The sequence below is a fragment of the Actinoplanes sp. NPDC051346 genome (assembly GCF_040682215.1).
GTDB lineage: Bacteria > Actinomycetota > Actinomycetes > Mycobacteriales > Micromonosporaceae > Actinoplanes.
The window spans coordinates 1-13,324 of the sequence record NZ_JBFBAJ010000010.1 but is presented as its reverse complement, the minus strand read 5'-3'; the positions used below and the strand labels follow the sequence as shown (position 1 = coordinate 13,324).

General features: G+C 70.1%; 13 protein-coding genes. 8 read left to right on the top strand and 5 right to left on the bottom strand.

Going from position 1 to position 13,324, the window contains the following annotated elements; translation table 11 throughout:
* The first annotated feature begins 103 nt into the window (after nt 1-103).
* Together AB0M36_RS24040 and AB0M36_RS24035 are read left to right on the top strand one after the other, a co-directional pair.
* Nucleotides 104-1,186, top strand: coding sequence for a metallophosphoesterase (locus AB0M36_RS24040; RefSeq protein WP_364161089.1), 1,083 nt, complete (start codon nt 104-106; stop codon nt 1,184-1,186).
* A complete protein-coding gene (locus AB0M36_RS24035) occupies nt 1,117-5,196 on the top strand; it encodes a hypothetical protein (protein ID WP_364161087.1) in 4,080 nt (1,359 codons plus the stop codon). Before AB0M36_RS24040 ends, AB0M36_RS24035 begins: the two co-directional genes overlap by 70 nt.
* A 5-nt stretch (nt 5,197-5,201) precedes the next feature.
* Here AB0M36_RS24035 and AB0M36_RS24030 read toward each other — a convergent pair whose 3' ends face one another.
* Together AB0M36_RS24030 and AB0M36_RS24025 are read right to left on the bottom strand one after the other, a co-directional pair.
* A complete protein-coding gene (locus AB0M36_RS24030) occupies nt 5,202-6,299 on the bottom strand; it encodes a hypothetical protein (RefSeq protein WP_364161085.1) in 1,098 nt (365 codons plus the stop codon).
* A gap of 41 nt (nt 6,300-6,340) precedes the next feature.
* A complete protein-coding gene (locus tag AB0M36_RS24025) occupies nt 6,341-7,090 on the bottom strand; it encodes a class I SAM-dependent methyltransferase (protein WP_364161083.1) in 750 nt (249 codons plus the stop codon).
* A gap of 145 nt (nt 7,091-7,235) precedes the next feature.
* On the opposite strand from AB0M36_RS24025, the gene AB0M36_RS24020 reads away from it, so the two are divergent.
* The 3 genes from AB0M36_RS24020 (at nt 7,236) to AB0M36_RS24010 (ending at nt 9,910) form a co-directional block, all read left to right on the top strand.
* Entirely contained in the window at nt 7,236-7,886 is a 651-nt protein-coding gene (locus tag AB0M36_RS24020; RefSeq protein WP_364161081.1) for a hypothetical protein, read from the top strand.
* Entirely contained in the window at nt 7,784-8,302 is a 519-nt protein-coding gene (locus tag AB0M36_RS24015) for a histidine phosphatase family protein (protein WP_364161079.1), read from the top strand. The genes AB0M36_RS24020 and AB0M36_RS24015 overlap by 103 nt, the downstream gene beginning before the upstream one ends.
* A gap of 159 nt (nt 8,303-8,461) precedes the next feature.
* On the top strand, nt 8,462-9,910 hold the full coding sequence (locus AB0M36_RS24010; protein WP_364161077.1) for an NF041680 family putative transposase: 1,449 nt from the start codon (nt 8,462-8,464) through the stop codon (nt 9,908-9,910).
* A gap of 3 nt (nt 9,911-9,913) precedes the next feature.
* Here the strand turns inward: AB0M36_RS24010 and AB0M36_RS24005 are convergent, their stop codons facing one another.
* Complete coding sequence (locus tag AB0M36_RS24005) at nt 9,914-10,282, bottom strand: hypothetical protein (protein ID WP_364161075.1); 369 nt, start codon at nt 10,280-10,282, stop codon at nt 9,914-9,916.
* A gap of 284 nt (nt 10,283-10,566) precedes the next feature.
* Between AB0M36_RS24005 and AB0M36_RS24000 the strand changes: the two genes are divergently transcribed.
* The 3 genes from AB0M36_RS24000 (at nt 10,567) to AB0M36_RS23990 (ending at nt 12,710) form a co-directional block, all read left to right on the top strand.
* On the top strand, nt 10,567-11,160 hold the full coding sequence (locus AB0M36_RS24000; RefSeq protein WP_364161073.1) for a recombinase family protein: 594 nt from the start codon (nt 10,567-10,569) through the stop codon (nt 11,158-11,160).
* A complete protein-coding gene (locus AB0M36_RS23995) occupies nt 11,157-12,074 on the top strand; it encodes a hypothetical protein (RefSeq protein WP_364161071.1) in 918 nt (305 codons plus the stop codon). Before AB0M36_RS24000 ends, AB0M36_RS23995 begins: the two co-directional genes overlap by 4 nt.
* A gap of 75 nt (nt 12,075-12,149) precedes the next feature.
* Nucleotides 12,150-12,710 carry an IS5 family transposase gene (locus AB0M36_RS23990; RefSeq protein WP_364161583.1) on the top strand — a complete coding sequence of 187 codons (561 nt, stop codon included), beginning with the start codon at nt 12,150-12,152 and terminating at the stop codon, nt 12,708-12,710.
* Here the strand turns inward: AB0M36_RS23990 and AB0M36_RS23985 are convergent.
* Together AB0M36_RS23985 and AB0M36_RS23980 are read right to left on the bottom strand one after the other, a co-directional pair.
* Nucleotides 12,695-12,961 (bottom strand): hypothetical protein, encoded by a 267-nt coding sequence (locus tag AB0M36_RS23985; RefSeq protein ID WP_364161069.1) that lies wholly within the window; start codon nt 12,959-12,961, stop codon nt 12,695-12,697. The two genes, AB0M36_RS23990 and AB0M36_RS23985, sit on opposite strands and share 16 nt — an antisense overlap.
* Nucleotides 12,962-13,067: 106 nt before the next feature.
* Nucleotides 13,068-13,324 (bottom strand): transposase (locus AB0M36_RS23980; protein WP_364161067.1); only part of this gene is annotated, 257 nt, incomplete at its 5' end.

Below are 13,324 nucleotides of genomic sequence, written 5' to 3'. Positions count from 1 at the left end.
CCGCGCGTTGCGCTCCGGGTGCCGCCCGGCGGGCGCCGGGACACCCCAACGGCACCCGGGCCGCACCCTCGACGCTCCCCAGGGCGAGAAAGCTGTTCGAGTGATGTCTGGACAAACTCCCCGCCGTCGCCGCGGGCGCACGAGCTTCGTGCTCGGGCTCCTGGTCGTCGTGCTGCTACCCGCCGGAGCGTTCGCCGCCGCGGGCCTCTCCGCGGACGGACCACCCGGCCGCCTCGCCGCGCCGCAGCAGCTGGCGAAGGGCGAGGGTGAGCTCATCGCCGCCGTCGGCGATATCGCCTGTGCGCCGACGAACGCCGTGTACCGGGGCGGTGAGGGCAGCCCGGCCGGCTGCCGCGAGAACAACGTGGCCGACCTGCTTGCCGGGCAGCGCCTCTCCGCCTTCCTGCCGTTGGGCGATCTGCAGTACGAGAACGGCACGCCGGAGGAGTTCGCCAACGTCTACGACCAGTTCTTCGGCCCCTACAAGGCCATCACGAAGCCGGTGCCGGGCAACCACGAGTACAAGACGGTGAACGGCAAGGGCTACTACGACTACTTCGGGTCCATCGCCCAGGAGACCACGCCGTACCAGGTTCCGGGCAGCTACAGCTACGACGTCGGAAGCTGGCACCTCATCGCCATCAACTCGAACCACTGCAGCCCGGCGAAGCCCTGCGACGACGCCAGCGCCACGATGCGCTGGCTGAAGGCGGACCTGGCGGCCCACCCCAACAAGTGCGCGCTGGCCTACTGGCACCACCCGCTGTGGTCGGCCGGTTCCCATGGCGAGTACGCCCCCATGGCCCCGGTCTGGAACGCCCTGGTCGACGGTGGCGTCGACGTGGCCCTGCTGGCCCACGACCACAACTATCAGCGCTTCGCGCCCATCGGGCGGGCCACCCCTGTCAACGACGACAAGATGGTCCCGCCGGTCGCCGTCCCGGAGTCGCAGGGCATGCGCTCGTTCATCGTCGGCACCGGTGGCGCCAACAACTACGCCGTGGCCAACGACACCACCCGTCCCGAGCTCGCGGGCACCATCGAGTCCCGGTACGCGGGCAGCTCCGTCGCCCTGTTCGGTCTTCTGTTCCTGCGCCTTGGTGAAGGGAGGTACGAATGGAACTTCACTCAGGCCGCCCCGGCCCCCGTCACGTTCGCCGACACCGGCGTCGGCACCTGCCGCTGATCGCCAGCCCCGCTCGGCGGCTGATCGCCGCGTTCGTCGCTTCACTCGTCGCGCTCGGTCTGATCGGTGTGGCCACGAACGCGGCGGTGGCCGCGACGCGGATCGCGCCGCCCACCGCCTTCAAGGCGGTCGCCGCCAGCGGCAAGGTCACCTTGTCCTGGACGGCGCCGCGTGGCGCCGCCGGCGTCGACATCGTCCGTGACGGCATCGTCGTCGCGAAGAAGGTCCGTACCTCCCGGTGGTCCTCCACCAGCGTCCGCAACGGCGTCACGTACCGGTTCGTGGTGCGCAGCGTCGATTCCCAGGGCCGCCGGTCGAAGGACAGCGCGGCGCGCACGGTCACCCCGCTGGCCGCGCCGCCGCGTCTGATCGGCGTGCGGTTCCGTAACCAGAACGGCCAGGTCACCGTGACCTGGGACCGGCCGACGTCGACGCTGGCCGCCACGGTCCGTGCGGTGGTCAACGGCGTGCCCAAGGCGTCCGTCGCCGCCACCGCCGGCGTGCTGGTCGTCACCGGGCTGACCAACGACGACTCGTACCTGCTCAACCTGGAGACCGTGAACCGCAACGGCACGCCCTCCGCGCCGGTGCGGCTGACTGTCGCGCCCACCGCGACGGAGCAGGCCAGCGCGGTGGGTTTCACCGCCGTCGCCGCCGACGCGCGGGTGTCCCTGAGCTGGCAGCCGGTCGCCGGAGCGCAGCGCTATCTGCTCTACCGCGACTCCTCCCACCTCGTGACCCTCAGCGCACCGACGACCAAGACCACCGACTTGCGGCTGAGCAACGGCGCGACCTATCGCTACCAGGTGCGGGTCGTCGTGTCCGGGCAGTATTCCGCCCGTTCGGCGATCCAGGCCGCTACGCCGTTGGGGGCGCCGGCCGCTCCCGGGCCGGTGAGCGCCCGCGGCCGCGATGGGCGGGTGCTCCTGTCGTGGCCGGCGCCGGTGGACCCCGTCGCCGCGTACGACCTGATGCGCGACGGCGTCAAGATCGCTGACGTGTCGGGTTCCGCCGTGGCGTACGAGGACGCGAGTCTGACCAACGGGACCAGCTACCGGTACAGCCTGCTGCCGTACAACGCCAATGGTGCCGCCGGCCCGCGCAGCGCCGAGGTCGTCGCTGTGCCCGTCGCCGCGCCGAGCGCTCCCGCCCCTCCCGCGGCCGCCGCCGGCGACGACAAGGTCACCCTGCACTGGTCGAGCGGTGGCACCGGCCGATGGTTGCTGCAGCGCGACGGCGTCGCTCTGGGCGGTGTGCTGACGGAGAACAACTTCGTCGACACCTCGGCCGTCAACGGCGTCACGTACAACTACGCCCTCATCGCCGTCGGCCTCGACGACCAGCAGTCCGCCCCCTCCTCGTCGGTGTCGTCCACGCCACGGCCGATCCCGCCGTCCCGGCCCACCGGCGTCCAGGCGGTCGGGGGCAACGCCGAGGTCACGCTGACCTGGAACACGCCCACGCCGGCACCCGCCGGCTACCGGGTGTACCGCGACGGCGTGAAGCTCACCGACGCGGCCGGTTCCCCGGTGCGCGACACGTCCCTCAGCAACGGCGTCACCTATCGGTACACGGTCACGGCGATCGATTCGCGGGGCACGGAGTCCTCGCTCTCGACCGCCGTCACCGCCACCCCTTCCGCGCCCCCGCAGACGCCGCTGCTCAGCGTCGAGGAGCGGCACGAGGAGGCCGTGCTGCACTTCGAGCCGGCGCCGGGACGGACCGCGTCCAGCTGGCGGATCCTCCGCGACGGCGTGGAGATCGCCACGAGCACGGGCACGGACACCGAACTCACCGACCGGGAACTGACCGACGGTCAGGCGTACCAGTTCCAGGTGCAGGCCGTCTACGCCGACGGCACCACCTCGCCGCTGTCCCCGGCGGCGGTCGCGGTGCCCCGCGCCCCGTGGCGGTCGGTCGCCGTCGGCGGAGACTTCGCGTGCGGCGTCCATGTCGATGGCGGCGCCCGCTGCTGGGGAGCCAACGACACCCGTCAGCTCGGCGACGGGTCGGCGGTCGCCAGCGCGAACGGTCCCGTCATCGTGGCGGGCCCGGCCGGAGTGACCCGTGTGGCCGCCGGCGAGAACCACGCCTGCGCCATCGACGGCGGCGGCTTCCTGTGGTGCTGGGGTGCCCTCCTGGGCGACCCCGCGCGATTCGGTAAGCCGGCCAAGGTGTCCGGTCTGACCGGCGTCACCGCTGTCGCCGCGGGCGGTGCCACCACCTGCGCCGTGACCGCCGGCTCGGTGTGGTGTCTCGGCGACGGCGCCGACGGCCAGCTCGGCGGAGCGGCGACGAGCGCCGCCCCGGTCCGCGTGACCCTGCCCGCCTCCGCGGTCGACGTCACCGTCGGCGACCACCACGCCTGCGCCGTGCTGACCGACGCGACCGTCGCCTGCTGGGGCGCCGACGACCTCGGCCAGCGGTCCGGGACGCCGTCCCAGGCTCACAGCCCGGTGCGGGTCGCGGGTCTCGCCGGCGTGTCGGCGGTCTCCGCCGGCACCGACCACACCTGTGTCCTGCTCGGCACCGCGGTGTCCTGCTTCGGTGCCGGTGACGACGGCCAGCTCGGCCGGGAGGTCACGGGATCGGCCGGCCCCGCGCCGGTCGACGTTCCCGCCGCCACCGGTGTCAGCGCGGGCGACCACTACACCTGCGTGACCCTGCTGTCGGGCCAGGCCCGCTGCTTCGGCGTGGGCGAGGAGGGCCAGCTCGGCGACAGTGCGGGCCTCGACCGCACCTCGCCCGTGGCGGTGCTCAACCTCGACACCGCCACCTCGGTCATCGCCGGTGGGGGCGCCACGACCTGCGCGCTGACCCGCGACGGCTCGCTGTGGTGTTTCGGCGACAACGTCGCCGGACAGCACGGCTCCGGCGACGACGGCCGGATGTCGCAACCCAGCGCGCCCATCGTCGGCCTCGCCGGCACCACCAAGATCGCCATGGGTACGGACGCGAGCTGCGCCATCCGCGACACCGCGGTGTGGTGCTGGGGCGTCAACCGCCTCGGCGCCGCCGGCAGCGAGCCGGGGATCGCCCGGCCCGGCCCGGTCCAGGTGCCCCTGCCCGCCGGCGTCGTGCCACGGATGATCGCCGTCGGCACGGAGACCGCCTGCGTGGCCACCGTCGCCAACGAGATGTACTGCTGGGGCGCCAACGACGCCGGCCAGGCGGGTCAACCCGCGTCGGCGACGATCGGCGTCTCCAAGGTCGCCATCACCCTGGTCAGCGAGATCGCGGTCGGCGACAAGGCGACGTGCGCCCGCAAGAACGGCGGCACCCTGTGGTGCTTCGGCAGGTCGGACCTGATCGGTGCCGGCCTGACCGGCCAGGATCCGCACCCCGCGCCGGCCCAGGTCCGCGGCGCCGACGGCGTCGTCCTGTCCGGATTGTCGCAGATCGCCGTCGGCTACCGGCACGCCTGCACCGCGGAGAACTACGTGACGACCACGCCGACGTCAGGAGCGGTGTGGTGCTTCGGCGAGAACGGTGACGGCCAGCTCGGCGCCGTCGGCCCGGGCACGCTGGCCCAGAAGATCCCGAACCTCGCCGGAGTGATCAACCTCGGCGCGGGCCGCGCGCACAGCTGCGCCGTCTCGCTGCTGCCGACCCGGGCCCTGTGGTGCTTCGGCGCCAACAACGCCGGCCAGCTCGGCCTCGGCGACACCACCGCGCGCAGCGCGCCGACCGTGCTGCCGACGATGATCGCCTCGCGGATCGCCGCCTTCGGCGACGTCACCTGTGTGAAGAGCTCCAACGCCCAGGGCTGGTGCTTCGGCGAGGGATCCGCCGGACAGGTCGGCAACGGGCTCCTCCGCGCCACCGAACCGAACGCTCAGGTCACCTACGACAGCGCCGGGATCATGCTGGCGGCGATGTACGCCACCAACGGCAAGACGAGCTGCGCGGCGCTGACCAGCGGCGCGGTGACCTGCTGGGGGCTGCGCACGCTGACCTCCTTCGGAGAAGGGGCCACCCTGGGTTATCCCAGCAAACCCGTGCTCGACTGACCCGCTCAGCCCACCACCGCGGTGAACGCGGCGGTGTGGACCCGGCCGGCGACCTGGAAGTCGAAGAACATCCGGTACCGGCCGGGTCCCGGCGGGGCGAGCCAGAACTTCACCGCCCCGCCGGCCAACTGCGGCTCCGGGTGCACATGGACATAGCCCACGTCGCCCTCCCGCATCACCACCAGGTGACCGAACGTGCCCAGGTACGGCTCCAGCGGAGCCGGCTGACCACCGGGACCCGTCACGGTCATCAGCAGCGGCTGGGAAGTGTCCGTGCGCGGCGTGCCGGTGTAACGCACCGTGAAACCGTCGGTCGTCGCGGCGGTCGCCGCCGCGGGGAGGGCCATGGGCCGGTACGTGCCGGCCACCGTCAGGTCGACGCCCAGAGTCGCGGCGACCTGCTGGCCACCGACGATGGCGGTGAAGTCGGCGATCGCGCGGTAGCTGCCGGGCTCGGCCAGCGTCAGGTCGACGCCCCAGGTGCCGTCCGGGGCCATGGTCGGATGCAGATGCTGATATCCGGTCAGGTCCCGCCGGACCACGACCAGGTGCAGCAGCTTGTCGTGCACCGTGGTGTACGTCGTGACCGGCGCGCCGCCCGCGGCGGTGACGCGGAAAGCGAACGGCTGCCGCCGCCCCGCCCGGAACGTGGCGCTCCGCGGTGCCAGGGTGAGCCCGGAGGCGCTGAGCGCGAGCCCGCCGACGGGCTGCACAGAGGTGGTCGAACCGTCGGTGGCGTGGACGTGCGCGGCACCGCCGCCGGCCTGCGCCCCCGGCGGTGCCGGCGAACCCGCCATGTACTCGACGTAGCTCGCGCCGGCCGGCACGGACGGCGTAGGCGCCGGCTGATCGGCGGAAGCGGTGACCCGGCCGACGCCGAAGCCGGCGAGGACGGCCACGCCCAGGGCCGCGCCGTAGAGGAAACCGGGCCGGTCCGCGCTCGCCGCCGGAGCCCCCGGGTCGGACTCGTCCCGCACCGGGGCCGCCCACTCAGGGCCGCTCCGCACGCTCTCCGCCGCCGGCTTTCCCTCGCCCACCGGCTTTTCCTCGGCTTTGGCGTGCTCCCGCCCGAGTTCGCCGGCGACGGTCCACGCGTGCTTCATATACGCAGAGTAGCCGTCCTGATCTCCTGCGGAGTGGCGTCTCAGCTTCCGCTCGGTGTCGGCTTTTCCCAGATCGACACGTGCTGAGGGCTGTCGCCGGTGAACGGAGCACGCTGCCAGTCGGCCCACCGATGCCGCAGCTGGAGACCGGCAAGCCGGGCCATCAGGTCGAGCTCAGCGGGCCACACATAGCGGAACGGAATGCTGCGATGCTCGGACCGCTCACCGGAGAGGGACAGATAGTTCGAGGTCAGCGCCTGACTGGCGACATCGTAGACATCGTACGACCACCGCGACGGCGTGGCCGGATAGGCGCGGATGGTCTGCCCGGGCGGCAGCAGGCGCAACTCCGGCACCATGACCTCGACGACGAAACAGCCGCCGGGCCGCAGGTGAGCGGCGACGTTGCGGAAACAGGCGACCTGCTCCTCCTGGCTGACCAGATTCATGATGGTGTTGAAGACCAGATAGGCCACCGTGAAGGAGCCCCCCACGCTGGCCGTCGCGAAGTCGCCGATCGTGACCTCGATCTTGTCGCCGCCCGGCTTGTCCCGCATCCGCGCCACCATGGCGCGAGACAGGTCGATGCCGTGCACGGTCACGCCGCGACCCGTCAGCGGCAACGCCACCCGGCCCGTGCCGATGCCGAGCTCCAACGCCGGACCGGTGCCCGCGAGCTGTGCCAGAACATCCACAGTGGCGTGGATGAGCTCCGGCCGGAACATCCCCGACGAGGGATCGTCGTAGCGCGCGGCCACCTGCTCATCGAAGTACCCGTCCGAATGCTCCACCGCCGGGACGGTAGCGGAATAGGCATGCCCACGCTTCTCCATTAAGCGTCCGGGCCCTACCCGAGGTGAAGCTTGGCGAGCAGTTCCCGTTGGGCGTGGAGGTAGTCGACCGGGTAAACCGGGGGCTTTTCCCGGGTAGCTCGGCTTGACTGTGCTGGTGATCAAATTGCAGGCCGTCGTAGAGGTTCCGGCTTTCGACGCTGAGCCGCCGCCCCCGTGGCCGGTCGCGCGGATGACCGCGCGGTCGTGGCTCGCGCTCGGGACCGACTCCACCGATGAGCAGGTCGGACTCTTCGTGGCCGCTTTGGCTCATCCGCTCGATGTCGCCGCTCCAGGCGGACGTGACGAGGTCGTGGACACACTGCTCGCCCAGGAGGTCCTTGTCGTGCCGGGTGGCCTGCGGCCGGTCGACACGGTCACCGGGATGGCGGTGGTGCCGGGCTGCTGCGCGGGCTTGGAGGATTGGCGAGAGTGGGCGCAGGTCATCGCTGGTGGAACGCCGTGGCTCGGCCATGACCCGGGGCCCGAGATCGAGGTCGTTGGCGACGAGCTGCGCGTGTGGCAGCACGGAGGTCCGGACCGTCAGCAAAGTCGGTCCGCGGATGCGAACGTTGTTGTGCCTCGGCTGGCACTGCCCGGTCTGCTCACGGATGTGCAGCGAGACTTGGCCGGGTTCCTCGCCGCACTCGAGGCGTGGACGATACGGATGGGTTTGGAGGAACGCGGAAGGGCTCTCGTGCGGGCCGTCGACCGGAACTTCGCGATTACGGCGCCTTTGGACCTGCCCGCAGGTTGAGCGCACAAGTCCACCGCGAACGAGCGGCACGTCGTCAGCGCTGCGATCACCCAGCACCAGGTCTTGCGGATAGACACTGGTCGGCCGCACCTCGCCGCCGGACTCGTCGACCACTACGTATGTCGGCAGGTTCGAAGGTCGAGGAGGCCGGGGATGAGAAATGTGTACGTGGTCACGCATCCAGAGGCGACGCGGCACTGGAGCGCATCCTGCGGTCGCAGGTGGAGAACCAAATCGTGGTGACGCACGGGGGCACGGCGACGTTCATCGTCGCGGCGTGGATCGGCATGCCCATCGACGCGGCCGGCTTCGTCAGCTTCCGCTTCTCGTCCGGCGGTATCACGTCCCTGCGTGAGGACGACTTCTTCCGCAACCGGGGAATCGTTCAACTCAACGACACGTCCCACCTGACCTGACACAGGCGGCGGCGGGGCAGGAGCCAGAGGTCAGGCGGCAAGCTAACTTGATCTTTAACCTCTGACGGGTCGGGTGGGACCCTGGTCCATCATGGGGAAAGCCCCTGGTCGATGATCTTCTTGTCTAGGGAAGAACGTCGATAGCCAAGGGCTGTTCTGGTGACCAGTGTGCATGACGGGTCTCTGCGGGAGGCGTGCGGGGACCTGGCCGGGTTCCGTCGGGCGTTCTACGGCTGTCTGACCGCGCGGTCGGATGCGTTGTTCGAGCTGGCCGATGCGGTGTTGTGCGCCGACGGGCCGGTGCGGTCGCTGGTGGAGTTGGCGCTGGTTGATGAGCATCGACGGGGGCACGGCTCGTTGTATGCCGCGCTGGCCCGAGGCCGGGTCGACGTCGAGCGGCTGCGCGGCGTGCTGGCGAGCGTGCCGCTGCCCCGGGCGGCCGATGGTCGCATGGTCCTGGCAGTGGACATCACCTGCTGGCTGCGCCCGGACGCGAACACCTCGCCGGCGCGGATTCTGTGCCACACCTACGGGCGGGGCAAGGACCAGCACGTGATGGTTCCCGGCTGGCCGTATTCGATTGTGGTGGCGTTGGAGCCGGGCCGCAGCTCGTGGACCGCGCCGCTGGACGCGGTGCGGCTGGTGCCGGGCGAGGACGCGGCTACCGTCACCGCCGGGCAGTTGCGTCAGCTCGGGCAGCGGCTGATCGCGGCCGGGCAGTGGCACCCTGGCGACCCGCAGATGCTGGTGGTCGCTGACGCCGGTTACGACACACCCCGCCTGGCCTGGCTGCTGCGGGACCTGCCGGTGCAGGTGCTGGGGCGGATGCGCTGCGACCGGGTGCTGCGCCGGCCGGCCCCGCCCCGGCTGCCCGGCACGAACGGCCGGCCGCCCCGCCACGGCGGCGAGTTCATCTTCGGCGACCCCGGCAGCTGGGACGAGCCCGACGCGGCCACCGGGTCCGAGACCCGCCTCTACGGCACCGCCACGGTTCGAGCCTGGAACCGGCTGCATCCGCGGCTAACGCACCGCAGCGCCTGGATCGACGGCGCCAACAAGCTGCCCGTCATCGAGGGCACTGTCATCCGCCTCGACGTGGCCCGGCTGCCCAGCGGCGCCGTCCCTAAGCCGGTCTGGCTGTGGTACTCCGGCAACGACACCACCGCCGGCGACGTCGACCGACTCTGGCAGGCGTTCCTGCGCCGGTTCGACATCGAACACATGTTCCGGCTGTTCAAGCAGACCCTCGGCTGGACTACCCCGAAGATCCGCACACCCGAGCAGGCCGACCGTTGGACCTGGCTCATCCTCGCCGTCTACACCCAGCTGCGTCTGGCCCGCGGTCTGGCCGCCGACCTACGCCGCCCGTGGGAGAAGACCGCGCCGCCCGACCGGCTCTCACCCGCCCGGGTCCGTCGCGGGTTTCGGCACCTCCGCGCGAAGACCAGCAGCCTGGCCAGCGCACCGAAACCCTGCCGCCCCGGCCCGGGCAGACCACCCGGCCGACGCAACAACCGATCCACACCCCGCCACGACGTGCACATCAGCCCCAACGCCCGGAAGAAACCCAAGACCGCCGGCAACCCCCGCCCACGCCGAACAGGTTAAAGATCAAGTTAGAGCGCCGTTCTCCCACACCGCGAAGCACAGCCAATCAGAGACCGAGTGCATCCCGTGCATGATGATCCGCCGGTCACCTCCAGCACGAAGCAGACGGGCAGGCATCTGCGACGGGCGATCGCAGACAAGCCGACGATCGCAGAACAACTCGGCCCCGGCCAGCACAGTCGCGTAGCTGGTGTCATCCGGCGGATAGGTATCGTCACCGAGCACACCGTCGGCAATCGGTGTCACGTCATAGCCGGGGTGTATTTCACGTACGAGCGCGAGGACCTCCGCGGCGTCGGCTTCAGCCGCTCCCCGCAGCGCAGAACGCAAATCACCCTTGGTGAGAGCAAGCAGTGCGGTCTTCGCGCCCATTGAACCTTCGTCTCCCGCCCGATGATCACGCAGACTACCAACCAACATCCTCCGGGACGGAGACTGTGAGCTCGGCGTGCTCGTACCGAAACGCCGAGCCATCCGATCTTCCGCACACGCTCGGGGCGTCCGATCAGGCCGCGGTGCGGATGTCCGATAGGGGAACGATCAGTGGGACGCCGCCGGCGCATCCGTTCCGACGCGCCGAACAGCAGCACTGTCGTCTCAGATAGGTGGTCCGGACGACTGTCCGGTGATCGGGGGCTAAACGGTACGATCGGCCAGTGGGAGAACTGATCGGCTACGCCCGATGCTCAACCGTCCTGCAAGATCTCACCGCTCAGCGCGAGATCCTCACCTCCCTCGGCGTCCCCGCCGAGCGCATCTATCTAGACAAGGGACTGACCGGTACCAATCGCGCCCGTCCCGGCCTCGACCAAGCCCTCGCAGCCGTACGCGCCGGCGACACGCTCGTCGTGCCCAAGCTCGACCGGCTCGCACGGTCGGTCCCCGACGCCCGCGACATCGGTGACGCCCTGGTCACCCGCGGCGTACGCCTGTCGCTAGGGGGAAGCATCTACGATCCGGCCGACCCGATGTCGAAGATGTTCTTCAACATGCTGGCCGTGTTCGCCGAGTTCGAAGCGGACCTGCTGAAGATGCGCACCCGTGAGGGTATGGCCGTGGCACGTTCCAAGGGCAGACTGAAAGGCAAAAAGCCCAAGCTGACCGCTAGGCAGCAAACCGAGCTGGTCCGGATGCGCGCTAGCGGCGAGTACTCGATCGCCGACCTGATGGAGATGTTCTCTGTCGGCCGGGCGACGGTCTACCGCGTTCTGGACCGCGCCGGTCACGGCCGCGCTGGTGACGCGGCGTGAGCCGCCGCGATACCCGGCTCGATCGGGACATCGCCGCGATGTTGGCGGCCAGGGCCTTCACCGAGATCCGACGCCTGGCCGGGAACCTCCAGCGCCGGCCGGAAGACAGCACCCTTGATGAGAATCTGGATCGCATCAGGTTCCTGTCCAATCTGTGCCACAACTTGCCGGGAATCACCCGGCCCAGTACCTGGCGTCCGTCGCGCCGGGGAACCTCCGGCAGCAGCCGTGAGCAGGCGATGGACAAACGGCCGATGAGCTGGACCTGGAATACCGCCGGCCCGGACGGGCAGGCATGGATGCTGCGCCACATCGAGCAGGCAGGCCTCACCTGGACGCCACCACCGCCGCTACCGGCCAACCGCAAGGGTCCGTTGCCGATGACGCTGCGGCAGCAGGTCGGTGTACTGCTGGGCCGCTGGCCGGTCCGAGCGCCGGTCGGGCGCCAGCCGCTGCCTACGGAGGCAAACGTTCTCAAAGCCCTCAACACCGCCGCGGTCTGCGCCCTGTACGAAGAAGCCGGACGCCTGCGACTCGGCCTCGGCAAAGGCGGACCATGGCTGCCGGCCCACCTGGATCCCGACGCCGTCCACTACATCGTCCCCGATCCGGCGGACTACTACTGGCCCGGCAGACCGAATGCCGAAGGCGGCCAGATCCGCTGGTGGCAGTGCACCATGCTGCTGCGGATGTACGACGGCGAGCAGGTCAGCGGCATGCTCGCCGTACTCCCTGAGACCTTCGCAGTATTGCCCTCGACCGTGCCGCGAAGAGAACAACTGCGACTTGTTCACCGCGCTCGCGCCATCGAACGTGACACCTACCTCTGGAGCCGCGATCACGAGGCCGACTGCAGCCCACGTCTCTGCGGCTTCCTTCCCGAAAGCGCTGACGAGCCTCCGCCGGGCCAGTGAAGGGAGTATGGCCAGCCGGCAACGGCCGCCGCTGTATCAGAGCGTTACGCCCAAGATCAGCGCCGTTTGGATCTGGTGGCAAGTTCCTTACCTGCACCCCGACTGGTCGAGAGCGGCGATGGACGGCAGCCACATCGACGCGAAAAAGGGGGTACCGGGACAGGCCCGTCGCCGGTCAACCGCGGCAAGCCCGGCTCCAAGCACCACCTGATCTGCGACGGCAACGGCACCCCGATCTACGTACTCACCTCCGGCGCGAACGTGCCCGACATCAGCCGCGCCCTGGACCTGCTAGATGGCTACCGGCCGATCGCCGGGCGCCCGGGCCGGCCGCGACGCCGATTCGTGACGCTGCTGGCCGATAAGGCCTATAGCAGTGCAGACTTCCGCCGGGCCTGCCGCGAGCGCGGCACCGAGCCGATCATCCCCAGACCCAAGACGCCAGGGATCAAAGGCTTGGGCAAGCTGCGCTACGTCGTCGAGCAAACCTTCGCGCTACTGCATCAGTTCCGCCGCCTCGCCGTGCGCTGGGAACGCCGCCTCGACATCCACGACGGCCTTGTCAGCCTCGCCTGTGTCCTGATCTGCTGGCGACGCCTGGTCCGCTGGACGAACGGCAGCTACGAAGCGGTGTAGATCTTCCGGCCGGCGTCTGGGTCGATCACCGAATCCACCTCGCTTGTCCAGAACAGGTCCACTGCGGCGCCCTCACGGCCAGGGCTGATATTCGTCGTCACGTGAGCCCACTGGTCGCCGAGGTCGTAGCCCCACGCGATGTCGTACACGACCAGGCGACGACCGTCCTGAAGCATCACCACGGTCTCCACGCCATCACGATCGCGAAGCAGCTTCACCAGATCCTCATCTAATACCGGTGGCTGGGCCATGAGTACACGCTACCGAGACTCCCGCCAGGGCTTCCCAAGATCGTGATAGGGCCTTTTAGAGGGCATCTGATCCCGGAGGGCCGGGCCTGACCTGGATTGGCAGTGTTCAGTCGCGCCAGGTTTGGGTGGATTCTCCGGTCAGCCGGCGGGACATTGTGTTAGCCATGGCCCAGAGGATCATGGCGCGTGATCGTTGTGGGAGGGACTCGTAGTCGCGGGCGAGCCGGCGGTGTTGCATCAGCCAGCCGAAAGTTCGCTCGACCACCCGCCGGCGCGGCAACGCGCGGAAGCCCTTCTCCGCCGGGCGGCGGGTGACCATCTCGACATCGATGCCATGTCGAGCTCCGCGCCGCCACACGGTGG

Coding starts and splice junctions, on each gene's coding strand:
- AB0M36_RS24005 (WP_364161075.1), bottom strand. CDS start 10,282: ATGGGCGCGAAGACCGCACTGCTTGCTCTCACCAAGGGTGATTTGCGT.
- AB0M36_RS24030 (WP_364161085.1), bottom strand. CDS start 6,299: ATGAAGCACGCGTGGACCGTCGCCGGCGAACTCGGGCGGGAGCACGCC.
- AB0M36_RS24040 (WP_364161089.1), top strand. CDS start 104: ATGTCTGGACAAACTCCCCGCCGTCGCCGCGGGCGCACGAGCTTCGTG.
- AB0M36_RS23985 (WP_364161069.1), bottom strand. CDS start 12,961: ATGGCCCAGCCACCGGTATTAGATGAGGATCTGGTGAAGCTGCTTCGC.
- AB0M36_RS24035 (WP_364161087.1), top strand. CDS start 1,117: ATGGAACTTCACTCAGGCCGCCCCGGCCCCCGTCACGTTCGCCGACAC.